This is a genomic window from Actinoallomurus rhizosphaericola, from assembly GCF_024055675.1.
In the GTDB taxonomy this organism is placed as follows: Bacteria; Actinomycetota; Actinomycetes; order Streptosporangiales; family Streptosporangiaceae; genus Actinoallomurus; species Actinoallomurus soli.
The window spans coordinates 34,862-58,520 of the sequence record NZ_JAMXMW010000027.1; the positions used below are offsets into that span (position 1 = coordinate 34,862).

A 23,659-nucleotide genomic window follows, 5' to 3' on the forward strand; every position below is an offset into this window, starting at 1 on the left:
CTCAGCCGCAGGACGGGTCGAGGGCGCGTGCCAGCGACCGGTCGCGGTTCGCGATCGCGTGGACGGTCTCGTCGATGCGGCGCAGGGCCGCCTCGTCGTCCTCCAGTGCCCCGCCGAACGCCTCGGCGGCGAACTGGCGCATCCGCCACTCCGGCAGCGCGTCGAAGTCGAACGACGTGGTCTTGGCGACCTCGCGGGCGCCCTTCTCGAACGCCTCCAGCGCGTGGTCGACCTCGGCCTGCCCGTACGCGGCGGTCACCATGTGCGTGCCGCTGTCCTCGAAGTAGGCGCCGTGGTCGAAGGCGGCCCGGTAGATGTCCCACGACAGCTGCTCGGACGGCACCACGACGTCGAACATCATCGGCGGCCCGCTGACGAAGGCCGGGATGCCCACGTCCGCGAGGATGCCGCGCATCCCGTCGCGCAGCGCCGTACCCATCCGCTGGGTGTGCTCGTGCACCGAGCCGTCCTCGGTGACGTCGAGCACCGCCAGGGCCGCGGCCATCGGCGGCACCTCGCGGGTGTAGGTGCCGGCGACCCCGGCCTTGTCGTAGGCGTCGAGGATCTCGCGGCGCCCGACGACGGAGGAGATGGAGTGGCCGTTCCCCAGGCCCTTGCTCAGCGTGATCGCGTCGGCCGGCACCTGGCCGGTGCCGTTGAGGCCCCGGTGGCCCCACCGGAAGCCGGTGATCACCTCGTCGATGATGAAGTACACGCCGTACTCGGCGCACAGCTGCGAGACGCGGCGGTAGTACTCCTCGTCGAACCACGCCGGCTCGGGCGTCACGATCACCGCGGCGATCTCGCCGGCGAACTCGTGCAGCAGCCGCCGCAGCGCCGTCTCGTTGTAGCCGTAACAGGCGATGCGCGTCCCCGGGTCGAACCCGATGCTGAGGTAGTTGAGGTGCCAGTCGTACCAGCCGTGGTAGCCGGAGGTCACGATGATGTCCCGGCCGCTGGCGGCGCGCGCCATCCGGATGGCGGCGGTGGTCGCCTCGGAGCCGCTCTTGTTGAACACCGCCTTCTCACCGGCCGGGTAGCGCTCGCACAGCCGCTCGGCCAGCTCGATGCGCGGCAGCGAGATCGTGCTCGCGAACACCGTGCCGTGCTCGCTGATGCACTTGGTGATCGCCTCCACCACGGCCGGGTGCCGGTTGCCCAGGAGCAGGGCGCCGCTGGCGGCGGTGACGTCGAGGATGCGCCGCCCCTCGACGTCCTCCATCCAGGATCCCTGGGCCTTCACGATGACCGACGGGAACCGGGTGCCGATGTCGTACTGCTCGGCGGCGGTGACCCGCCGCGCCCGGTCGATGGTCTCCAGGTTGTTCACCATGGTCTGCGTGGCCTCGCTGGTCATACGGCCTCCCTCTCGGTCGCGGTCATGGCGTCGTCGAGCTCGTCGAGCACGGTCTTGCGGACGTCGTCGAAGACGCCGTCCACGTGGGTGTTGTCGAGGGCGAAGGCGCAGCCGTCACCGAGGCTGCGCGGCAGCTGGTCGGAGCGGTACGCCACGCCGGTGTAGAGGCTCACCGCGGCGGCGAAGACGTCGCCGGTGAAGGTGCACACCTCGCCGGGGAGCCGCCGTGGATCGATGCGCTGTGCCGCGTGGAAGCAGCCGTCCGGATGCGCGTGCACGACGTGGCCGTCGATCGCCGCCGGCACAGCGGGGACCTCCAGCTCGCCGTTCGGCCCGAACAGGTCGCCGCTGTGGGCGACCAGCCGCCGCAACGCCTCGTCGAGGCCGACCGGTCCGCGTTCGCGGCGCACCCGCGCGCCTTCCACCACGTAGTCCGGCCAGTGCGCCATGGCCTGCGTGATGACGACCGACCAGTACAGCTCGGCGGGCGACAGGTTGTCGGACCCGATCGCGAAGTTGAACTGGTCGTACAGGGCCAGTTCGGTCTGCGGTGTGATGAGCCCGTTGGCGAGGCACTGCTGGAAGTCCGGCGATCCCGGAATCGGATAGAACGGGTTGGTCCAGAAGCTGATGCCGGCGAGCATCAGGTTGATCGAGTCCCGGGCGACCTCGGCCGTGGTCTGCCCGAGCAGCCCGACGATGAGCGACGCGCCGACGTCGATGCCGTGGTCGGTGAACAGCCCGGCGCCGGCGTTCACCTTCTCCAGCGAGGTGAAGCCCTTCCGGATCTGCCGCAGCCGCTTGACGTCCGTGGTCTCCAGCCCCAGGAAGAGGCTGGAGAATCCGGCGGCGGCCATGTCGTCGACGAGCGGCTTGTCCAGCTTCACCACCGTCATGCCGTTGGGCAGGTGCAACTCCACGTCGAGGCCCCGGCGCGTGATGGCCTGGCAGATCTCGTGGACCCGCGGGATGTCGAAGGTGAAGTTGTCGTCCTCGATGAAGAACCGGCGGATGCCGTGCCGGGTCACGTAGTGCTCGATCTCGTCGACCACGTTCTCCGGCGTACGGGCGCGGAACTTCTTGCCCACCGTGGCGTGCACGGTGCAGAACGAGCAGGAGAACGGGCAGCCGCGGCTGGTGATGAGCGTCGCCGTCGCGTCGTAGCTCGTCATGTCGAGCAGGTCGACGGCCGGCAGCGCCAGGCCGTCGAGGTCCTGGAGGAACTCGGCGCGCGGCTGCAGGTGGACGCCCTTGGGACGCTCGCAGTCGCACAGCCCGGTGCCGCAGCGGAACGCGAGGCCGGGGAGGCCCTCCAGGCTCCGTCCGGCGGCGAGCGCCTCGACGACCTCCACCACGTTGGCCTCCGCCTCGCCGAGGACCAGCGCGTCGAACGCCTCCTCGGCCAGCGCGTGCGGGTGCGCGACCGTCGGATGCTGCCCGCCGAGGATCACCTTCGCGTCCGGCAGGAGCCGCTTGGCGAGGCGGCCCAGCTCGTACGCGGGCTCGTAGTAGGGGGTGAACATGCACGACACCCCGACCACGTCGTAGCCACGCCGCAGTTGCCGCTCGATGCGCTCCCAGTCGGCGCCCCAGTGCACCAGGTGGTCCCAGCGCGGGTGCGCCGCCACCTTCGCCCGGTCGGCGTCCGTGTACTGCTCCGGCGGTACGACGTGGTTGTCGTCGCTGAACGCCAGAGAGTCGAAGATGTCGACCTCCATGCCGCTCTCTCGCAGCTGGGAGGCGAGGTAGGCGAGCCCGATCGGCATGTGCCGGCCGATCTCGATCATGCACGCGCGGATCGGCGGTTTGATCAGCAGTACCCGCGTCACGCCGGTGTCCGTCCTGGTCGACACACCTGCGGCCCCTTCCGACATCGGCTCTACCGTCCGGACGCGCCGCGGTGCGCCGCGTAGTACGTGCGCAGCGCGGCATGGATGTGGTCGTCGGCGAAGATGAACATCTCCGGCGGCGGAACGAACTCGGGGTCGACCTCCTCCAGCGACCGGCCGAACGCGCTCCGGAAGTGTTTTTCGATCATCGGCGGCCAGTCGTCCGGCAACCGCCACTCGTGCTCGTAGCCACTGCCGAGGGTGTGCCGTACCGCCATCTCCAGGCACTCCTCGCGCGTCATCGACTGGATCGGCGGGCGCACCGGCGTGAAGACGTCCAGCTCCTTGTCGCGCGGCTCGCCGAGGATCCGCGCGGCCATCTCGGCGGCCAGCAGCGGCGACTGGTGCAGGCCGTCGCGGTACGTGCCCGTCATGAGCCACAGACCGTCGATCCCGACCTCCCCCAGCAGCGGGAAGCCGTCCAGGGGTACCGGCCGGTTGCCGACCATGATCCGCTCGACCCAGCCGTTGACCAGGTCGTCGTGCATCTGGCTGGCGCCGCTGAGCAGCAGGTTCAGCTCGCCGATGGCGGCGGTCGTCCCGACCTGGGACTCCACCTCGTTGGTGGCGCCCAGATAGAGCACCCCGTCCTGGCGCGGCACCACGTGCAGGCCGCAGGCGAAAGCCCGGTTGGGCGTACGGATCACGGTGCGGGGGATGGTGCCGTCCATGGTGCGGACCATGAGGGCCACGCCCCGGCCCGCGACGATCGCCGGGATCCGATGGCGGATCTCCTCCGGCAGGCACTCCAGCAGCTTCGTGGTGGCCGCCCCGGTGGCGAGCGCGACGTGCCCGGCGGACAGGGTCGTCCCGGATTCGAGCCGTACTCCGTCGGCCCGGCCGTCGGCCAGCCGCACCTCCGCGACGAGGTCGTCGACGAGCGTGCCGCCGTTGCGGGTGAACGCCGTGGACAGCGCCCGCAGCAGCGCCGGCGCGTCGACCGCGTGCTCCCCCGGGATGAACATGGCCTGCAGCGGCCGGGCGGTCGGCGCCGGGTGCAGCCACGGCACGTCGGCCGGGTCGAGGTCCTCGTAGGGCTCCTTGTACTCGTCGAGCGCCGAGCGGATGGCCCGGAAGCCCTCGGTGTCGATCTCGTGGATGCCGACGGTGTTCAGGATGACCACGGTGCCGTCGGCGGTACGGATCGCGGTCTCGTCGGACTCCTCCAGCAGGCCCTCCTGCCAGGCGTCCCAGAGGCCGGTGGCCTGGAAGTCCATGGCCAGCTTCAGCCGGCCGTGCGGGCTGCGCAGCAGGTGCGGGGTCACCTCGCCGAAGCAACCGTTCATCGCGCCCGCGGCGGCGGACGCGGCGTACGGCCGGTCGGCCCGGCCGACCACCGCCACCCGCAGTCCGCGTCGGGCCAGGACGAGCCCGAGGGACAATCCGAGTGCGCCGTTGCCGGCGACGACGACGTCGTAATTCAGGGCAGCATCAACCACGTAAACACCATCTCGATCGCACGATTCCGTGTGGCCCGGCTCCGGTGGCAGTGGGAGTCAGGCCTTGCCGAGGTCGGCCCACACCGCGATGGCGCGAGTGGGCATGGTGAACCTGTCCTCAGGGATGGGCTCGAATACTTCGTAATGAAGTCGTTGAAACTCTGACTCGATCAGCACCCGCAGGCGCCGAGCGTCAAGAGAAATGCTTTTCCGGAATCAGTCTGGAATAAGCGGAATGAGATCGGGGAGTGCTCCCCGGCCGATCTTCTCCCCCATGGCGCTCCCCCATGATGTCTCGACCTGTTCGGCCCTGCTCTGCGATGCCGCCGCCGGGGTCCCCTTTCCCGTGGGCGGAGGGCCGAATGATGATCACCATAGCGCCGGAAGTTTTTGAAGGGAATACCCAATTACCTGGCAAAAAGCGGACATCGAGGTCCGGCCGTGGTCCGGAGGCCGGGCCGGGACAGGGGGGTTCCGGCCGTGCCCGGAGACGGTTTCGCGCACGCATGCGTCCGACCCTGCCGCCCGTCCCGGCACGCCGTCTGCGTCAGATGACGCAGAGGTCAGGCCCCCGATCGGCCGGCCCCGCTCCGCTCCGCGCCGCCGGTCGCCCCCGGAGCGAGATCGACGCGATCGCCGGGGAAATCGACCGTGATATGGGCAGGTCGACACCGTCGGATCGACCGAATGAGCGATGTACGGCCGTTGTCCGCAGTGGATTCGGCATCCGCTCGGCCGCTGGGCGAACACCGGAATCGGTCCTCCGCCGACCGGCGGCCGGCGGTCTTCGGCACGCGCGTATTGGCAGCTCAGAACGGCTCGTCAGATGTCGCTCCGCACGGCGGATGTAACGGCAGGAATGCGCTCCGTACGGTCACCGGTTAATGCCCGGATGATTGCGCCGCAGCCGGTGCCCGTTGCGTCGGGCGCCGTTCTTCGAGTAGGAAGGGGCATATCGGGGGAACGGGGATCCAGACTTGAAATCTCAACCACTCGTGCGCGCGCAGCAGTGCGCGCGTCGTTGCCCTGTGGACCCAGAACGTATTCGCAGACTCGACACGCTGCCGGCGTGTAGACAGGAGCGACGATGACCGCTGCCAATCCATCGGGTATGTCCAACTTCCGGTTGCCGGTGGACCGTCTCGCCCCGCACATCATGCAGGCGATGGAGGCCTTCGACGCGGCCGCCGACAAGGTGAGCCTCGACCAGCGCCTGCTCGAACTGGTCCGTACGCGCGCGTCGCAGATCAACGCGTGCGCGTTCTGCGTCAACGCGCACACCCAGGCCGCCGCCGAGGCGGGTGCGACGCCCAAGCAGCTGGCGACGCTCATGACGTGGCGGGAGGCGCCGTTCTTCTCCGAACGCGAGCGCGCCGCGCTGCTGCTGACCGAGGCGGTCACCCTCATGAGCCAGGCGGCCGTCACCGACGAGGTGTGGGCCGAGGTCGGCGCGCACTTCACCGAGACGGAACAGGCGGAGCTGCTGTGGTCGATCGCCGTCATCAACGTGTGGAACCGCATCGCCGGCACCGCGCACCCGTGGCCCGTGGCGTGAGCGCGAGCACCGCGATGAGCCCTGACAGCGAGCACCTGGCCGATGGGTACGTCTGACATGCGGGTCGGGCTGATCGGCGCCGGCCGGATCGGCGCGGTGCACGCCCGGTCGCTGGCCGAGGATCCGCGCGTCGGCCGGGTCCACGTGGTCGACACCGACCCGGACCGCGCCCGTCAGGTGGCGGAGTCGATCGGCGGCCAGGTCGCCGACGACGTCGACACACTCCTGGACACGGCACCGGACGCGGTCGTCGTCGCCACCCCGACGCACACGCACGCCGATCTGGTCGTACGCTGCGCCGCCCGGGGCGTCCCGGTGTTGTGCGAGAAGCCCGTCTTCGCCGATCCGGCGACCGCGCGCCGGGTCGCCGCGCAGGTCCGCGCGACCACCACGCCGGTCTGTGTCGGGTTCCAGCGCCGCTTCGACCCCGGCTACCTGCGCGGTCACGACGCCGTGCGCTCCGGCGCCATCGGGCGGCTGTGCCGCGTGCATCTGCTGACCGCCGACCCGGAGCCGCCCCCGGCGGCCTACGTCGCCGTCTCCGGCGGCATCCACCGCGACTGCCAGATCCACGACTTCGACGTGCTGCGCTGGGTCAGCGGGCGCGAGGTCGTCGAGGTCTACGCGACCGGCGCCAACCGCGGCGCCGACTACATCGCCGCCGCGGGGGACGTCGACGAGGCCGCCGCCGTGCTGACCCTCGACGACGGCACGCTCGCCACGATGCAGGCGTCGCGCTACAACGGGGCGGGCTACGACGTACGGATGGAGCTGGCCGGCAGCCGCGCGACCGTGGCGGTCGGGCTCGACACCAGGGTGCCGCTGCGCTCGGCCGAGCCGGAGGCGCCGCCGCTCGCCGAAGCGGCCTGGTCGGGATTCCTGGACCGGTTCGCCGCCGCCTACCGGGCGGAGGTCGCCGCCTTCCTCGGCCTGGTCGTGGCGCCGTCCGCCGGCGGCCCCTCGGGGACGTCCGGTGGCCTCGCCGGACACGCCACCGTCGACGACGCGTTGCAGGCGCTGCTCATCGCCGAGGCGGCCTCGCTGTCCCGCCGCGAGCGACGCCCGGTCCGCCTGGCGGAGGTCCGCGCCGACACGGTGCCGGCCGGGACGGTGGCCCGATGAGCGCGGCGAACCCGGCGGCCGAGCCCACCGGCACGACACCCGCCGAGGCCACTCCCTCCGGCACGGCACCCGTCGGCACGGCACCCGCCGCGACCACGTCCCCCGGCTCGGCCTCCGCCGAGACCACACCCACCGACGCGACACCCGGCGGCACGACGTCCACCGGCTCGGCGTCCGCCGAGACGATGCTCGCCGGCACGACGCCGGCGGGCGGTGACCCGGCCGGTGGCCTGGCGCTGTCCGAGGACGCGGTCTTCACCGACTTCGCCACGCGGGTACGGCTCGCCGGCGCGCGCGTCGTGGAGATCGGGGGCTCACTGTCGGAGGCCCACGCGGAGTCGCACGGTGTCGCGCGCTGGACGTCGGTGGACCCGAACCGCCCCGCCGGGATCGGCCCGTCCGGCCGCACCGAGGTGGTACGGGCGCGGGCGGAGGAGATGCCGCTGCCCGACGCGTGCGCCGACGCCATGTTCTCCAGCAACGCCTTCCAGTTCATCGACGTCACCGCGGCGCTGGCCCAGGTACGCCGGGTACTCCGGCCGGGCGGCATCCTGTACGCGCACTTCGGCCCGATCTGGAGCGCCGTCGACGGCCACCAGCTCGAGTACGTCTCGTACGAGGGCCGCGACCTCGTCTTCTGGAAGGACACGCTGTTGCCGCCGTGGGCGCACCTGGCCTACGACCGGACGCAGCTGCGGCGGCTGCTGGGCACCGCGCTGCCGGACGACCTCGCCGACCTGCTGGTATGGCACGTGTACGACAGCCCCACGGTGAACCGGCTGTTCTTCGAGGACTACGTCGAGGCCGCCCTCCACAGCGGACTCGACCTGGTGGAGCTGCGGGCCTCGCACCATCTCGACTACGAGCTGCGGTTGCCCGCGTTCGATCCGGGGCACCTGCGGCACGTGACACCGGCCGAGCTGGCGGCCGACTGGACCGCCCGGCGCGGCCGGCCCACCCGGGTCGGGGCCCGGGACGTCCTGCTGGTGCTGCGCCGGCCCGCCGAATAAGCGGTGCGCTCGCTCCACGGAAGCCGCGCGTTCCCGGCCGCACGCGGTCAGGCGCTCGTCCTGACCGGACGCGCCCGGGCGGCGGTCCCGACCGTACGCGGCCGGGCGGTCGTCCTGACGGCCCGCGGCCGGGCGGCGGTCCCGACCGTACGCGGCCGGGCGGTCGTCCTGACGGCCCGCGGCCGGGCGGCGGTCCCGACCGTACGCGGCCGGGCGGCGGTGTGGGCCGGTGCCGCACCGCCGCCCGGCCGGCTCAGGAGGTCGCGGTCGGTGCCGGGCGCAGCCGCTCCTCCAGTGCCGCGACCCGGGCCGGATCACCCAGGGCGTGCATGCAGAAAGTGCAGATGTTGGAGAACCTCTCCTCGTTCAGCGGCTGGAACAGCGGGTGCTCCCGGACCATCGTGCGGAAGTAGATCGGCGACTCCGGGTCGTAGAACGCGCGGACCAGCTGCTCCCGCCGGTCGCGCTCCGCCGCGCCGGAGGCGGCGGAGCGGATCGATCCGAGGAAGACCGGCGTGCGCTTCATCTGGTCGGCGCCGATGTCGAGCTGGCAGCAGGCGTACACGTCGCCGGTGGCGTGGAGCGTGGTCGTGAGGTCATCGCACTCCGAGAGCTCCTCGACCCGGTGGCCCCGCCAGACCTGCAGCATCTCCCGCGCGCGCCCCCGGTCCAGCAGCTCCAGCACGACGTAGGGCTCACCGGCCGCGGCGAGCGCGGCGATGATCTCGTCGTCCCGCTCCCGGTAGTGGGAGCGGCAGAACTGGATCTCCGTCGCCAGCCCGAAGGACCGCGCGGTGCGCGCGGCGGTGATCGGCCGCTCCACCGGGAAGTACTTCATGTGGTAGATGTCGGCGCTCAAAGCGAGACCCGAGATGCCGGCCTCCACGAATGGCGCGAGCTTTTCTCTCGCCAATTGGTCCGACCGCGCCCAGAATGCGTTCGACTCGACGTCGACGACGTATCCCAGTTGCCGCGCCCAGGTGATCACCTCGCACATTTCGCGGGGGTACAGGAACACTTCGCCGCCACTGAACGTGACGTGTCGGCGACCGTTCTCCCATGCCTCGGAAAGGGCCGCCCGCACCTCGTCCGTGTCGAGTCGTTCCCGCCGGTGCGGGCTCGACTCCACGATGCAGTGGTCACAGGCGATGTTGCAGGTCAGCGTGAAGTTGATGCACAGACGTTGGTGGCTCGGGAAACGATCCCAGATTGGCACGCCCTCGGCGGTCACAGCGTCTCCTTCGCGGGGATTCACCGGGTCTGGCGGGCCGTTCTCCGGCAGTACTCCGGTGGCCGGAAACCCGCGTCCCCCGTCCGGCGCGGCGTTTTGCCGACCACGGCCCCGACTCACCCCATTAATGGGGCGGCTGATTGCATGGTCTCGCGAGGAGGAGTCGGTGTCCAGAGCGTCCGCTCGCCCGAGCCGGGGAAAAGTCATTCTCGGAGCGGTCATCGGTGACGCGGGCGTATGCGATTGCCGCCCGGCAGAGGCACGTTATCGCTGCGCTATGCTCGACGGTGTGTCTGAGAATCTGTCCGGTTTGACGCTGCTCGGCTCGCAGGTACGGGGCCCCGTCGAGCACGTGGAGTCCTTCCCGGCGCCACAGCACTGCACGAAGGTGCGGTTCACCACGGACGAGGTGGCCTCGCTGTGCCCCGTGACCGGCCAGCCCGACCTCTCCAGCGTCGAGATCGAGTACGTGCCGCGTGAGCGCTGCATCGAGTCCAAGTCCCTCAAGCTCTACCTGTGGTCCTTCCGGGACCGGGCGGTCTTCGCCGAGGCGCTCGCCGTGGAGATCGCCACGGAGGTGAAGCGGGCGACCGACCCGGTGTCCGTTCGTGTCGTGATCACGCAGCACGCGCGGGGCGGCATCGTGACCGAAGCCACCGCCGAGCTGTAGGCGGCGCCCGTGGCACGTGCCCGCGGCGCGCCCGCGACCAACACCCTGCGGGTGCCGACCGACGCCCCGACCAGCCTGCGGACCCGGCGGGGTGAACTGACCCTGCCGGTGTTCGTGCCCGACGCCACGCGCGCCGTGGTGCGCGGGGTGCCCACCGACCGGCTGTCCGACGCGCACGTCTCCGCACTGCTGGTGAGCACCGCGCACCTGGCGACGCAGCCGGGTGCCTCGGTCGTCGGCGCGCTCGGCGGGGTGCATCGGTTCATGGGCTGGTCCGGCCCGATGATCTCCGACTCCGGCGGCTTCCAGGCGTTCTCGCTGCTCTCGAGCCAGCAGGGGCTGGCGGAGGTGACCGACGCGGGCCTGACCTACCGGTTCTCCCCGAAGCAGAAGTACCGCCAGCTCACCCCGCAGAGCTGCATCCAGACGCAGCTGCGTCTCGGCGCGGACATCGTCTACTGCCTGGACTACTGCACCAGCCCGTCCGCGCCGGCCGAGGAGCAGCGGCGCAGCGTCGAGCTGACGCTGCGGTGGGCGGCCGAGTGCCGCGAGGCGTTCGACCGGCTGGTCGCCGACCGCCCGGTGGAGGATCGCCCGCTGCTCTTCGCCGTCGTCCAGGGAGGACCCGACGAGGAGCTCCGCGCCCGGTGCGCGGAGGCGCTGGTCGACATCGGCTTCGACGGGTACGGCTTCGGCGGGTACCCGATCGCGGACGGCCGCCTGGTCGACGAGGTCCGCCTGGTCGGCGAGCTGCTGCCGGCGGGTACGCCGCTGCACGGCCTCGGCATCGGCACCCCGGAGAACCTCATCGAGTCGTGGCAGGCGGGATACGGCATCTTCGACTGCACGCTGCCGACCCGCAACGCCCGACGCGGCGTCCTCTACACCCGCCTCGACGTCGACGCCATCGGCAGCGGCCGCCCGTACCGCATCGCGCGGCTGAACGACGAGCGCTGGGTACGGGAGAAGGGCCCCATCGACCCGGACTGCGACTGCCCGATGTGCACGACGCTGCCGGGCGGCGCCGTGGCGCACCTGTTCCGCATCGAGGACGCACTGGCCGGGACCCTCGCGTCAATGCACAACCTGCGCTTCTACACGCGGCTGACCGAGGCGCTGCACCGGCTGGGCGCCGAGGCATGAGCGACGGCACCAGGGTGGGTGGGCGGCCTTCGCGCGGCCGGCCGTCCCGCCCTGACGCCGACCTCATGGTGCGACGGCTCAGCGCCGCCGCGAAGTACTCCGCCGTCCACCCGGACACGATCGCGGACGTCGTGCGGCATGAGGCGGAGCACGCGGCGAACGACGCCGACCTGGAGCGGCGGGCGAGGCTGCGCCTGCACAAGGTCGTCGCCGACTACCTGCTCAGCGCCCGCCCGGCGCGGCTGCTGCGCGGGCTGGACGAGGCCGTCGCGGACGGGCCGGACGCCGTACGGGCCTGGTGCCGCGACGTCCTGACCCGGCACTTCTCCACCGCCGAGCGGCTGCCCGACCTCGACGAGTTCTACCCGGCGATCGTCTCGCTGACCGGCCCGCCGGCGAGCGTGGCCGACCTGGCCTGTGCGCTGAACCCCTTCACGTTGCCGTGGCTGCGCGACGTCACCGACGCGCCGTACGTCGGCTACGACTTCAACCGGGCACTCGTCGCGGCCACCGGAGCGTTCGCCGAGCGGGTCGACCGGGCGGCCGAGGTGCGCCACTGCGACGTGCTGCTCTCGCCGGAGCCGATCAGGGCCGACGTGGCGCTGCTACTCAAGACGTACCACTGCGTGGAGGACCGGCTGTCCGGCGCGGGGCTGCGCCTCGTGGCCGAGGTCGCGGCCGACCGGGTGGTCGTCTCCTTCCCGTTGCGCGCGATGAACGGCCGGGCCGCGGTGTTCACCCGCCCGCACATCGACGCGTTGTCGCGCCTCGCCGACGAGCGGGGCTGGGCGGTGCGCCGGGCCCGGCTGAGCACCGAGGAGCTCGTGGTCATCGACAAGGAGCACGATGGCGCGCAGTAGTGGAACGCAGGCCGACCTGGCCGCAGAGGTGGCCCGGCAGGTGCTCGCGGCGGCGAAGTACCGCAACCTGGACCCGGCGTTCGTCGACCGGTTGGCGCAGGAGGCGGCGCAGCGCTTCCGCGACCGGAACCAGGCGGTCAAGTACGCCAAGCGCAAGCTGCACCAGGCGTTCGGGGCGTTCCTGACGGGCACGCCGGCGCGGGCGGTCTCCGACTGTGTCGCGAAGATCGCGGCCGGGGCCGATCCGCGGGAGGCGGGCCGGGAGGCGATGCGCGCGCACGCCTCCTCGGCCGAACGGGTCGACTGGCTGGAGCCGTTCTACGAGCGGGTCGCCGAGTGGTGCGGTACGCCCTCCTCCGTGATCGATCTCGCCTGCGGGCTCAACCCGCTGGCCATGCCGTGGATGGCCCTCGCCCCCGACGCCGACTACGCCTGCTACGACGTCGACCGTACGCTGGCCGAGGCGCTGCCCGGGCTCGGCACCGTGTTCCCGGTGCGTGTCAGCGCCGCCGCCGCCGACCTGGTGGGGGCGCCGCTGTCGGCCCAGGCCGACGTCGCGCTCGTCCTCAAGACCCTCACCACCGTCGAGCAGCAGCGCGCCGGTGCCGCGCAGCGGCTCATCGCCGCGCTCGACTGCCGTCACATCGTGGTGAGCCTGCCCCGGCGCAGCCTGTCCGGGAAGCGCAACTACGCCGACGACGCCGACGCGATCGTCCGCCGGGCGATCGAGGGCACCGGGTACGCGGTCGTGGACGAGGCGGCGTTCGGCGACGAGGCGCTGTACCACCTCGTACCGGTGACCGGCGGCACCGCACGCACCGCCACGGCCCAGGGCGCCGCGAACCCGGCGGCCGAGGAGACCCCGGCGGAAGGAGCGCCGACGCAGTCGGCGGGCGGCACGGTCCCGGCGCGGTCGGCGGACGCGACGAACACGGCGCAGCCGGCGGACGAGACGGATCCCGCGGGCGGGGTGCTCACCCTCGTGGGGACTCCCATCGGCAACCTCGGGGACCTGACCGACGGGGCGCTGGCGGCGCTGCGCCGCGCCGACGTGGTCTGCGCCGAGGACACCCGCCGTACGCGCAAGCTGCTGAGCGCCTATGACCTGCACCCGGCGCAGCTGGTCTCGGTGCGCAAGCACAACGAGGAGCGCTCGGGCGCGTGGGTGATGGCCCGGCTGCGCGAGGGCCGGCAGGTGGCGATGGTCAGCGACGCGGGCATGCCGATGCTGTCCGACCCGGGCGAGCGGCTTGCCCGGCACGTTCTCGACGCCGGGGGTGAGCTGCGTGTGGCGCCGGGCCCCGACGCGGCGACCACCGCGCTGATGCTGTCCGGGCTGCCCGCCGCGCGGTGGTGCTTCGAGGGGTTCCTGCCCGCCAAGGGCGGCGAGCGGACCCGGCGGCTCGCGGCGGTGGCCGCCGAGCGGCGTACGACGGTGCTGTTCGAGGCGCCGCACCGGCTGCTGCGCACCCTCGACGACCTGGTCTCCGCCGTCGGCGGGGAGCGGCCCGCCGCGGTGCTGAACGACCTCACCAAGCTGTACGAGCGGGCCTGGCGCGGCAGCCTGGGTCAGGTCCGCGACGCGGTCGCCGGGCAGGAGCCGCGCGGCGAGTTCGTCATCGTTCTCGGCGGCGCTCCGGAGCGGTCCGCGGTGACGGCGGCGGGATAGCCGGCGGCGGAGTGGCTCACTCGCCCCGGTAGACGCAGCCGGACGTGCACGTCTCGTGCACCGCGACCGCCGACAGCGGCAGGGTGTCGCCGAGCCGGTCCCAGATCCAGCGGGCCAGCACCTCGCTGGTCGGGTTCTCCAGCCCCGGCACCTCGTTGAGGTAGTAGTGGTCGAGTTGGTCGAGCAGCGGCTGGAACGCCTTCTTCACGTCGCCGAAGTCCATCACCCACCCGGTGACGGGATCGACGTCGCCGCGCACGTGAACGGTGACGCGGTAGGAGTGGCCGTGCAGGCGGCTGCACTTGTGGCCGGGCGGCACGTTCGGCAGCCGGTGGGCAGCCTCGAACGTGAACTCGCGGAAGATTTCCATGTCAGGCGATCCCAATGTACTTGTGCGTCTGCAGGCTCAGCCGCCACTGCGGATGCCGCAGGCAGTACTCGACGGCCGCGCTGGTGTTGGCATCGCGATCCGGGCCGTCCATCGGCTGGATGAGGAAGTGATCGAAGGCCAGCCGCTCGAAGCGCTCCGGCGGCGCGGTCTCCTGGGGGTACACCAGCTTGAGCTCGTTGCCGCTGGTGAGGACCAGCTCGGTGTTCGCCTTCGGGCTCACGCAGATCCAGTCGAGGCCCTCAGGTGCCGGCCGGGTGCCGTTGGTCTCGACCGCGACCTCGAACCCCTCGGCGTGCAGGGCGTCGACGGCCTCCCGGTCCAGCTGCAGCAGCGGCTCACCGCCGGTGCACACGACGTACGGCCGGCTGAGCGGGTGCGCCGCGCCGCGCCACATCTTGGCGACGGCGGCGGCCAGCTCGGCGGCGGTACGGAACCGACCGCCCCCAGGCCCGTCGGTGCCGACGAAGTCGGTGTCGCAGAACTGGCAGATCGCGCGGTGCCGGTCCTTCTCCCGGCCCGTCCACAGGTTGCAGCTGGTGAACCGGCAGAACACCGCCGCCCGCCCGGCCTGCATCCCTTCGCCCTGCAGGGTGTAGAAGATCTCCTTGATCCGGTACACCGTCGTCTAGCCGACTTTCGCGGTGAGTGCCGGATCGGTCATGCCCAGCTCCGCGAACCCGCGGTTGCGCAGCAGGCAGGAGTCGCACGTGCCGCACGGCCGGCCGTCGACCGGGTCGTAGCAGCTGTGGCTGAGGGAGTAGTCGACGCCGAGCTCCAGGCCACGCGCGATCGTCTGGGCCTTGCTGAGGTCGATCAGCGGGGTGTGGATGCGCAGCCGCTGGCGGCCCTCCACGCCGGCCTTGGTGGCGAGGTTGGCCATCCGCTCGAACGCCTCGATGTACTCGGGCCGGCAGTCGGGATAGCCGCTGTAGTCCACGGCGCTGACGCCGAGGAAGACGTCCTGCGCGCCGAGCGTCTCGGCCCAGGCGAGCGCGAAGGACAGGAAGATGGTGTTGCGGGCCGGCACGTACGTGACCGGGATCTCCTCGCCCAGGTCCTCGGTGCTGTCGTGGTGCGGCACGCCGATCGCGTCGTCGGTCAGCGCCGAGCCGCCGAACGTCCGCAGGTCGATGTCGGCGATGACGTGCCGACGGGCGCCCAGCGACTCGGCGACCGCACGTGCCGCCTCGAGTTCGACGCTGTGCCGCTGTCCGTAGCGGAAGCTCAGAGCGTAGGGCTCGTAGCCCTCGGCGACCGCGATCGCGAGCACCGTCGCGGAGTCCAAGCCCCCGCTGAGCAGAATGACGGCCTTCGGCTTCGCAGCCCCGTCGCCCGTCGTTGTGTCCAGGGTCCTTGGCGAATTCACTATTCCAATCTTACACCGCCCCTTTTACCACCCGGCCGGTTTGCGGCCCCGCCGAAACCCGGGGGGACCGGAGACGCCGGCCGCCGGACTCGCCGTGACCATCCGGGGCGAGAAGCCGTCTGCAGGTACGCGGATTCGCGCCGGTCTCGCCCGGTGAGGCGATCATCGCCGTCGACGTGGCGGGGTCCCGGCGCCGGTGCGGCGCCGGGATTCCCCGGGGTCGGCGAGGTGTCACTACCGGGCCGGCGTGATCTGCGGGGACGGCTCCCGGGCGGGAGTGGCCTGCCGGGCGGGGGTGTCCGCGGGCCGGGTCAGCGGGCCGGAGCGCAGCAGCGCGCCGCAGAGGACGGCGCCGGCGGCGAAGATGCCGGCGCACCACCAGAACACCGTGGTGTACCCGTGGAGCGCCGCGAGCCGGAGCACCTGCGGGGTCGGCCGGCCGTGCAGGTGGTCGGCCAGGTAGCCGGTGGTGGCGCCGGCCGCGATGGTGTTGAGCAGCGCGGTGCCGATCGAGCCGCCGAGCTGCTGCCCGGTGTTGATGCTCGCCGAGGCCACCCCGGCGTCGCGCGGTGCCACGCCGAAGGTGCCGGTGGCGGCCACCATGCCGAAGATGAGACCCATGCCGGCGCCGGTGACCATGAGCGGCCCGAGCAGCGCCGACGCGTAGCCCGAGTGCGCGCCGATCCTCGTGAGCCAGACCATGCCGGCCGCGTTGAGCAGCATGCCGGCGATGACCATCGGCTTGGGCCCGATCCGCGGCATCAGCCGGGTGTTGCCCAGGGTGGCCATGAGGCCGCTGAACGCCACCATGGGCAGCATGGCCAGGCCCGAGGTGACCGCCGAGTACCCCAGGGTCACCTGCATGTAGTACACGAGGAACAGGAAGACGCCGAACATACCGGCCCCGCTGATCAGAACGGTGAGGTACGCGCCGGCGCGGTTACGGTCGAGCACGACGCGGGGTGGCAGCAGCGGCTGTGCGGCGCGCGACTGCCAGGCGGCGAAGACGATCAGCAGTGCGACGCCGGCCACGAGGAATCCCCAGGCCGAGGGCGTGTGCCAGCCGTGCGACGCGGCGTTGGAGAAGCCGTAGACCAGGCAGAACATCCCGCCGGACACCGCCACCACGCCCGGGACGTCCAGCCGGCCGCCCGGCGTCCGCTGCTGCCGGCCCACCAGCAGCACGCCCCCCGTGATCGCGATCGCGGCGAAGACCAGGTTGACGTACATGCACCAGCGCCAGGACAGGTAGGAGGTCAGCGCACCGCCGAGCAGCAGCCCCAGGCCCCCGCCGGCGGCCGCGACCGCGCCGTAGACGCCGAACGCCTTGGCCCGCTCCTTCGGGTCCTTGAAGGTCGTGGCCAGCAGCGACAGGGCGGACGGCGCCAGCAGGGCGCCGAAGACCCCCTGGCAGGCGCGCGCCGTCACCAGCATCGAGAAGTCGACCGAGGCACCGCCGACGGCGGAGGCGGCCGCGAAGCCGATGAGCCCCGTCAGGAAGGTCACCTTGCGGCCGATCAGGTCGGCGAGCCGCCCGCAGAACAGCAGCAGGCCGCCGAACGACAGGGCGTACGCGGTCACGACCCACTGCCGGTCGGCGGCCGTGAACTTCAGCGCGCGCTGCGCCGACGGCAACGCGAGGTTCATCACGGTCAGGTCGAGGACGACCATGAGCTGGGCGGCGGCGATGACGGCCAGGATCAGCCACCGTCTCGGATCTGCGGCCGTCGTCCCGGCCGCCTCTGGACCCGGCCCGGGCACCGGGACCGCATTGCGTGCTGCCACGATCATCTCCTTGTCACGTCGAACGCATCGAGGCGCCCAGCGCGGTCACCACACCGGTGATGACCTCGCCGGGCCTCCTCGCTCGCGAGTTGACGAGTGCGTCTCTGCAAGTCCGACGACACGGCCCGCCGGAATGTCAGGAGGCGCGGCGGCCTGACATTCCGGTGCGTCATCTCGTCGGACCGGTGAGGGCAGATCCGACCCAAGGAGCATCCGGAACCATGACCGACCACGCAGAGACGGGACACGACCGGTCCGACGCGGGCCTGACCGCGATCATCAGCGAGCGGCGTCAACTGATCAATCTCGCCTACCGGCTCCTTGGCTCTCTGGCCGAGGCCGAGGACGCCGTCCAGGAGACCTACGCCCGCTGGTACGCCATGTCCCGGCAGCAGCAGGACGCCATCGCCTCGCCCGGCGCCTGGCTGACGAGGGTCGCCAGCCGCATCTGCCTGGACCTGCTCGGCTCGGCGCGGGCCCGGCGCGAACGCTACGTGGGTGAGTGGATCCCCGAGCCGCTGCCCGGCCGAACCGAGTGGATCAGCGTACGGCCGGGCGCCGCCACCGCCGACCCGGCCGACCCCGCCGACCGGGTCACCCTGGACGAGTCGGTCAGCATGGCCTTCCTCGTCGCGCTCGAGGCGATGACCCCGGCCCAGCGCGTCGCGCTCATCCTGCACGACGTCTTCGGTTACTCCTTCGCCGAGATCGCCGACATCACCGGCCGCACCCCGGCGGCATGCCGCGAGCTGGCCTCCTCGGCCCGCCGCCGCGTCCGTGCCTCCGGGCGGCCCGCGGCCCCGGCCACCCACCAGGCCGGCCTGGTCAGGGACTTCAAGCAGGCGTGGGAGGCCCGGGACATCGACGCCCTCGTCGGCCTCCTGGATCCTGGCGCCACCTTCACCGCGGACGGCGGCGGCCAGGTCCTGACCGTGCTCGAGCCGATCGAGGGCGGCGAGCAGATCGCGCACGCCTGCGTCACCATCGCCGGCCGGGCGACCGGCCTGACGCTCGTGGAACGCACCGTCAACGGCCAGCCCGGCCTGGTCGCCCAGCAGGACGGCGTCATCGTCACGGTGTACGCGTTCGAGGTCGCGGAGGGGCGGATCAAGCACATCTGGGCGGTGCGCAACCCCGACAAGCTCCGGCCGTGGATCACGGACTGACGCGCGTCGACGCTGTGATCGTTCTTCCCTTCAGCCGGTCCCGTGGATCACGCGTCAGGAGGAGTAGGTGGTCGTGCAGACGGTGCCGTTGAGCGTGAAGGAGGTAGGTGACGGGTCCGGGCCGGACTGGTCTCCCACGAATCCGGTGGTCACGGTGTTGCCGGCGCCCGCGGCGAGGTAGGCGTCGGAGCCGGCCGGGGTGACGATGACATGCCGGCCGTCCTGCGAATAGTCACCGTTCCAGGTGCTGCCCGAGACCGACTCGGTGTCGGTGGGGAAGGTGAACGCCAGCGTCCACCCGGTGATGGGGTCGGGCCCGGTGTTCGTGATGCTGATGTTCGCCACGAAGCCGCTGCCCCAGCTCGTGGCGACGTCGTAGGTCACGGCACAGGTGCTCGTTCCGGGCGTGCCGGTGATGAACCTGACCGGCGGTGAGGGCATCGACAGGTGGCCCTTCTGGTCCACGGCCAGCACGTTGAGCGTGTACGAGGTGCCGGGTCGCAGGTTCCGCACGGTGTAGGAGGTGGAGGTCGACTCCCCGAGCAGTTCGCTGTCGGTTCCGAACTGCCGGTAGACCTCGTAGCGGGTGACGTCACCGCCGGCGACCGGCTGCCAGGAGATCGTCGCGCTGTCCGCCGTGACGTCGGTCGCCGCGGGGTCGCCGGGCGCGGCCGACGTGGTGCCGATCGGGTTGTCCGGTGAGGGGGTCAGCTTGAGCGTCACGATCGAGTACGGCGGGATGACCTGCGTGGTCGCGGTGCCTTCGCGCGCGGTGGTGATGGAGGTGGCCTCGGCGCCGTAGGTGTAGACGGTCGGGGTGTCGCCGCCGGGGGTCCAGCCGGCGTAGTCGAGGTCGACGGTGCGGGCGTGGTCGGGGTCCTTGTTGACGAGTTCGACGCTGAGGCCGCCGTCGGCGTTGCGGGCCGCGTGCGCCGAGACCAGTGGGTCGTCCGTACCGGCCCTGATCAGCGTGTCTCCGGGTCGGGCGACCGTGCTCAGCATCTGGATGCCGTAGTACGCGGGGAACGGCGTGTTCAGGGGTGGTTCGCAGACTCCGTCGCCGTTGCACTGGCCGCTGGACAGCAGGCCCCCGTCTCCGTAGTCCGTGGCCCCGTCGGGTGCGGTGGTGACGTTGCCCATGCCGTTCCGGGTGTCCCAGTAGTCCACGGTGAAGGCGCCGTTCTCGAGCGCGGTGAAGTAGACGTCGGCGTTGTAGAGCGCGCCGGGCTGGGTGTCGGGCTGGTAGGTGTTCTCCGTTTCGGTCACCGCGATGCCGAGGTGCCGCCCGTTCGGCCCGGCGTACTGGTCGATCTCCTGCCGTACCTGCGCGAGCTGGGCGGGCAGCAGCTGCGTCTGCCGCAGGGAGTCGGCGGCCGAGGTGGGGCCGTTCGGGTAGTAGTGCACGATCACGAAGTCGGCGTACGAGCCGACGATCGGCAGGACCGTCTGGTTCCAGTCGCCGCCGTCTCCAGAGGCCACGCTGCCGTCCGGCCAGCCGCCCGGCAGCGTGAGCACCGCGCCGACCTTGATCGTGGGGTCGACCGCCTTCATCGCTTTGGCGTACTCCACGAGATTGTGCGCGTACGCGGCCGGGCTCTTGTCGGCGTGGTCGTCCAGCTCCCAGTCGGCACCGTAGTGGCCGTTGCCGTAGAGCTCGTTGCCGATCTCCCAGTACTTCACGCCGTAGCCCTTGGTGACGTTGGCGTACCTGACCCACCCGGCCGCCTCCTGCGGCGTTCCGGTGCCGTAGTTGGCGATGAGGATGGCCTGCGCGTCCATCGCCTTGACCGTGCCCATGAAGGAGTCGAAGTCCGTTCCCGGCGCCACGTATCCGCCCCCGGAGACGGTGTTGGTCTGCCAGTGGTAGCCGTCGCCGTACGAGCCACCGGGATAACGCATCATCCGCACGCCGGCCTGTCCGAGGAGTTTCGCCGTCGCCGGGGAGTTCATCTGCCCGTCCCAGACCGCCTGGTTCGCGCCGTAGGCCGTGTCAGGCACGGTGCCCAGGCCCTCGCGGGCGTTGACCGTGACGTTCACGGCCGGGGTCGCGGCCCGGGCCGTCGTACCAGCCGTCGCGCCGCAGGTGAGGGCCGCGGCCACGGTCAGGGCCATGCTCGCGGCGAGCCGCCGCGGCCGTACGCCGCCACGCGGAATGGGCAGGTTCACGGGGGTCTCGCTTTCTACGTCCACGGTCAGCAGGGGTCGGTCTGGGTGAGCAGGCCGAGCTTCCACGGGATCTGCGAGTAGGGCACGTTGGTGCTCCCCGGGTCGACGCCCTGGTAGAAGAACTGCAGGTGGCACGGGTCGATCTCGAGATTCTGGTCGTATCCGGTGCGGATCAGCTCCCCGTGACTGATGTCATTGGTCCACTGGCCGCCGGGGAAGGTGGTGTTGACGGCTCCGGCGAACGGGCTCGTGCTCGAGGCCGGGTACGGCGTCCACGAGCCGGCCAGGCTGTTCGACGTCCAGGCCCGGTAGACCCGGTGGCCGCCGGAGTCGAAACCCTCCACCAGCATCAGGTAGGTGTTCGATCCCTTGACCTTGTACACCGCGGTGCCCTCGAACACGTTGCCCGCGTTGTCGTCGTGCAGCACCACCGTCGTGTTGCCGAACCCGTTGGGGAAGTTCGCGAGCGTGGTCTGGGACCGGAAGATGTCGCCCGCGTCGTCGGCGCCGAACAGGTAGCAGTTCGCCGTGTCGCAGATGACGAAGAAGTCCAGCCAGCCCTTCCCGCGCTGAGTCACCACCGGCGGGTCACCGGCGAAGAAGTTCGTCGGCGCGCTCCACGTCTGTGGCCGGGTCGGATCGTTCGTGGTCGAGTACGCGGGCGGGCCCTGCTGGAACACCAGGAACCACGTGTTCTTCGGCGCGAAGTAGAACAGCTGGGGCGCGGCCATGTACCGGGTGCCGAGGTTCGGGTTGTCGCTCAGGTGGTACTGCGGCGCCGACGCCGCCTGGGAGAAGTCGGAGAAGTGCGTGTACTCCACGCTCCAGGCGCCCGAGGTGTCGGCGGTCGTCGCGTACACCAGCCACTGCCCGTTGTAGCGCACGATGCTCGGGTCCTTCACCGACACGATGTCGTGCCCCGCCATGGGCTTCGCGCTCATCAGCGGACCCTGGTCCGTCCAGTGCAGGCTCGACGGCAGTCCCCCGCCGGGCCGAGGCGTCGGCGTGGGAGTCGGTGTCGGTGTCGGGGAGGTCGTCGTGCCGCCGGTGCAGGTGACGCCGTTCATCGCGAAACTCGCCGGCACCGGGTTGCCGCCGGTCCACGACCCGTTGAAGCCGAAGCTCGTGCTGCTCCCGGTGGCCAGCGAGCCGTTGTAGGAGACGTTCTCGGCCGTGACGTTCGGCCCGCTCTGGGTCACGGCGGCGTTCCACGCCTGCGTGACCTGCTGGCCGTCGTCGAACGACCACGTCACCGTCCAGTTCGAGACGGGATCACCCAGGTTGGTCAGCGACACGTTCGCCCCGAAACCGCCCGCCCACTGACTGCTGATCGAGTACGTCACCGCACAACCGGAGGCCGCCCGCGCGGGCGTGAGCGCCACGGTGCCGGTGGACACGGCGACGGCCAGCGGTACGGCCGCCGAAAGGAACGAACGGATCCGCGATCGTCGCATCGTCTCTCCCGCTTCGTCGTCTCGCTCGTCGCCGATGGCGGGGCCCCGCCGATCCAGCCGTCCGGTGCGGACGGTGGAAGCGAATGTCGAACCGATTCGAAAGGAATGGCCGGGATGCTATGACCGGGATCGGAGAGGGTCAACGTCCGCCCGCGCGCCACCGACGGCCGCGACGAAAGGACCGAATTCGCCCTGGTCGGAGGGCCATTCGCGGCAACCGGGCATCCTGCGGCCTTTCACCGGCTTTCACCGGCCGCCTGCGTCACGACGTAGTGGTCGGCAGAGGGGGCGGACCGACGCTCGCGCCGCGATCGGCGACCGAACGAGCCGACTCGCCGGGAAGCGTCTCCCGGCGGGTCGGCGGCGGTTCTCCCGGACTTCACTACTATCCGTGTAGTAGTTTATCCGAGAGTAGGCGATCGACTGCGGAGAGGCGCGGTCGCCTCCATGCCGACCAGCCGAAACCTGGAGAACGGATGACGAAGCCGGAAGCCTTCACCGAAGCCGACATCGCCGGCGCCGGCCGATACACGGTGAAGAAGCTGCCAGAGGTCACTCTGGCCTTCTGGATAATGAAGATCGCTGCGACGACGCTCGGCGAGACCGCGGGCGACCTGTTCGCCCAGACGCTGAAACTGGGCTACTTCCTCACGACGATCGCCCTGTTCCTCATCTTCCTCGTCACGCTGGTGATCCAGCTCGCTTCGAAGCGGTACAACCCCTTGTTCTACTGGACGGTCATCCTGTCCACGAGCACGGTCGGCACCACGACGTCGGACTTCATCAACCGCGACGCGAGCACCAAGTACCTTCCCGAAGGGGCGAAATCGCTCGGCTGGGGGCCCCAGGGGCTCGGCCTGGACTACCCGACCGGCGCCGCGATCCTGGTCTCGATCCTGATCGCCGTCTTCATCATCTGGAAGTTCACGGGACTGACCTTCGCGATCCGCGACATCGACACCTTCCGCGGCGAAACGCTGTTCTGGTCGGCGATCCTCGTCTCCAACACGCTCGGCACCTCGATGGGCGACTTCCTGTCGGACAGCTCAGGCCTCGGCTACGGCGGCGGCGTCCTGCTCATCACCGGGTTGCTCGCCGCGCTCCTCGCGCTCAGATACGTGCCCGCGGTGCCGAACGTGCTGCTGTTCTGGATCGCCTTCGTCCTGACCCGCCCGTTCGGCGCCACGGCCGGTGATCTCCTCACCAAGCCGACCGCGAAGGGCGGCCTCGCGCTCGGCACCGCCGGCTCATCCACCGTCCTGCTCGCCGTCCTGTTCGCGCTCATCGGCTGGGCCCACATCCGGAACAGCCGGCGACCGTTCACGGCGACCACCCTCATGTCCTGACCCGCCGACCACGGGCAGAGGGCCGGGGCGTGTGGCCGCT

The 23,659-nt window shown here is 71.2% G+C and carries 19 protein-coding genes; 9 read left to right on the forward strand and 10 right to left on the reverse strand.

All coding sequences use genetic code 11. The features are described 5' to 3' along the window. Position 1: 1 nt before the first annotated feature. Genes NE234_RS39870 through NE234_RS39880 form a run of 3 tightly spaced genes read right to left on the reverse strand, consistent with a single transcriptional unit; the run spans position 2 to position 4,685 of the window. Positions 2 to 1,357 (reverse strand): aminotransferase class III-fold pyridoxal phosphate-dependent enzyme, encoded by a 1,356-nt coding sequence (locus NE234_RS39870; protein WP_252786291.1) that lies wholly within the window; start codon positions 1,355 to 1,357, stop codon positions 2 to 4. Beyond that, complete coding sequence (locus NE234_RS39875) at positions 1,354 to 3,210, reverse strand: B12-binding domain-containing radical SAM protein (protein ID WP_252786293.1); 1,857 nt, start codon at positions 3,208 to 3,210, stop codon at positions 1,354 to 1,356. The genes NE234_RS39870 and NE234_RS39875 overlap by 4 nt, the downstream gene beginning before the upstream one ends. Before the next feature lie 26 nt (positions 3,211 to 3,236). Next, positions 3,237 to 4,685, reverse strand: coding sequence for an NAD(P)/FAD-dependent oxidoreductase (locus NE234_RS39880; protein WP_252786294.1), 1,449 nt, complete (start codon positions 4,683 to 4,685; stop codon positions 3,237 to 3,239). Between the two features lie 1,087 nt (positions 4,686 to 5,772). On the opposite strand from NE234_RS39880, the gene NE234_RS39885 reads away from it, so the two are divergent. From NE234_RS39885 to NE234_RS39895, 3 genes are read left to right on the forward strand one after another with little or no spacing between them, the layout of a single operon-like run. Next, the gene (locus tag NE234_RS39885) at positions 5,773 to 6,240 is read left to right on the forward strand and encodes a carboxymuconolactone decarboxylase family protein (protein ID WP_252786296.1); all 468 of its coding nucleotides are present in this window, start codon (positions 5,773 to 5,775) and stop codon (positions 6,238 to 6,240) included. Between the two features lie 57 nt (positions 6,241 to 6,297). Next, on the forward strand, positions 6,298 to 7,362 hold the full coding sequence (locus tag NE234_RS39890; RefSeq protein WP_252786360.1) for a Gfo/Idh/MocA family oxidoreductase: 1,065 nt from the start codon (positions 6,298 to 6,300) through the stop codon (positions 7,360 to 7,362). Next, on the forward strand, positions 7,359 to 8,372 hold the full coding sequence (locus tag NE234_RS39895) for a methyltransferase domain-containing protein (RefSeq protein WP_252786298.1): 1,014 nt from the start codon (positions 7,359 to 7,361) through the stop codon (positions 8,370 to 8,372). Before NE234_RS39890 ends, NE234_RS39895 begins: the two co-directional genes overlap by 4 nt. Before the next feature lie 253 nt (positions 8,373 to 8,625). Here NE234_RS39895 and NE234_RS39900 read toward each other — a convergent pair whose 3' ends face one another. Next, complete coding sequence (locus NE234_RS39900) at positions 8,626 to 9,603, reverse strand: radical SAM protein (RefSeq protein WP_252786299.1); 978 nt, start codon at positions 9,601 to 9,603, stop codon at positions 8,626 to 8,628. A 289-nt stretch (positions 9,604 to 9,892) separates the two neighbouring features. Between NE234_RS39900 and queF the strand changes: the two genes are divergently transcribed. The 4 genes from queF (at position 9,893) to rsmI (ending at position 13,945) form a co-directional block, all read left to right on the forward strand. Continuing rightward, positions 9,893 to 10,273 carry a preQ(1) synthase gene (gene queF / locus NE234_RS39905; protein WP_252786302.1) on the forward strand — a complete coding sequence of 127 codons (381 nt, stop codon included), beginning with the start codon at positions 9,893 to 9,895 and terminating at the stop codon, positions 10,271 to 10,273. Positions 10,274 to 10,282: 9 nt separating this feature from the next. Then, a complete protein-coding gene (locus tag NE234_RS39910) occupies positions 10,283 to 11,416 on the forward strand; it encodes a tRNA-ribosyltransferase family protein (RefSeq protein ID WP_252786304.1) in 1,134 nt (377 codons plus the stop codon). Positions 11,417 to 11,481: 65 nt separating this feature from the next. After that, a complete protein-coding gene (locus NE234_RS39915; RefSeq protein WP_252786305.1) occupies positions 11,482 to 12,276 on the forward strand; it encodes a class I SAM-dependent methyltransferase in 795 nt (264 codons plus the stop codon). Next, complete coding sequence (gene rsmI / locus NE234_RS39920) at positions 12,263 to 13,945, forward strand: 16S rRNA (cytidine(1402)-2'-O)-methyltransferase (RefSeq protein WP_252786307.1); 1,683 nt, start codon at positions 12,263 to 12,265, stop codon at positions 13,943 to 13,945. Before NE234_RS39915 ends, rsmI begins: the two co-directional genes overlap by 14 nt. A gap of 16 nt (positions 13,946 to 13,961) precedes the next feature. On the opposite strand, the gene queD is transcribed toward rsmI, so the two are convergent. The 4 genes from queD to NE234_RS39940 all read right to left on the reverse strand — a co-directional run bounded on the left by queD (position 13,962) and on the right by NE234_RS39940 (position 17,487). Then, on the reverse strand, positions 13,962 to 14,315 hold the full coding sequence (queD, locus tag NE234_RS39925) for a 6-carboxytetrahydropterin synthase QueD (protein WP_252786308.1): 354 nt from the start codon (positions 14,313 to 14,315) through the stop codon (positions 13,962 to 13,964). A gap of 1 nt (position 14,316) precedes the next feature. Beyond that, on the reverse strand, positions 14,317 to 14,955 hold the full coding sequence (queE, locus tag NE234_RS39930; protein ID WP_252786310.1) for a 7-carboxy-7-deazaguanine synthase: 639 nt from the start codon (positions 14,953 to 14,955) through the stop codon (positions 14,317 to 14,319). Positions 14,956 to 14,961: 6 nt separating this feature from the next. After that, on the reverse strand, positions 14,962 to 15,702 hold the full coding sequence (queC, locus tag NE234_RS39935; RefSeq protein ID WP_252786312.1) for a 7-cyano-7-deazaguanine synthase QueC: 741 nt from the start codon (positions 15,700 to 15,702) through the stop codon (positions 14,962 to 14,964). Positions 15,703 to 15,936: 234 nt separating this feature from the next. After that, a complete protein-coding gene (locus NE234_RS39940) occupies positions 15,937 to 17,487 on the reverse strand; it encodes an MFS transporter (RefSeq protein WP_252786314.1) in 1,551 nt (516 codons plus the stop codon). A gap of 221 nt (positions 17,488 to 17,708) precedes the next feature. Here NE234_RS39940 and sigJ point away from each other — a divergent pair, with 221 nt between their 5' ends. Beyond that, positions 17,709 to 18,653: an RNA polymerase sigma factor SigJ gene (sigJ, locus tag NE234_RS39945; RefSeq protein WP_252786316.1), complete on the forward strand. Its 945-nt coding sequence runs from the start codon at positions 17,709 to 17,711 to the stop codon at positions 18,651 to 18,653. 54 nt (positions 18,654 to 18,707) lie between these two features. On the opposite strand, the gene NE234_RS45685 is transcribed toward sigJ, so the two are convergent. Together NE234_RS45685 and NE234_RS39955 are read right to left on the reverse strand one after the other, a co-directional pair. Then, entirely contained in the window at positions 18,708 to 20,843 is a 2,136-nt protein-coding gene (locus tag NE234_RS45685; RefSeq protein WP_252786318.1) for a cellulose binding domain-containing protein, read from the reverse strand. A gap of 2 nt (positions 20,844 to 20,845) precedes the next feature. Beyond that, positions 20,846 to 22,273, reverse strand: a complete 1,428-nt coding sequence (locus NE234_RS39955) for a non-reducing end alpha-L-arabinofuranosidase family hydrolase (RefSeq protein WP_252786320.1) — start codon at positions 22,271 to 22,273, stop codon at positions 20,846 to 20,848. Between the two features lie 476 nt (positions 22,274 to 22,749). Between NE234_RS39955 and NE234_RS39960 the strand changes: the two genes are divergently transcribed. After that, positions 22,750 to 23,619 carry a COG4705 family protein gene (locus tag NE234_RS39960; protein ID WP_252786322.1) on the forward strand — a complete coding sequence of 290 codons (870 nt, stop codon included), beginning with the start codon at positions 22,750 to 22,752 and terminating at the stop codon, positions 23,617 to 23,619. Positions 23,620 to 23,659 lie beyond the last annotated feature (40 nt).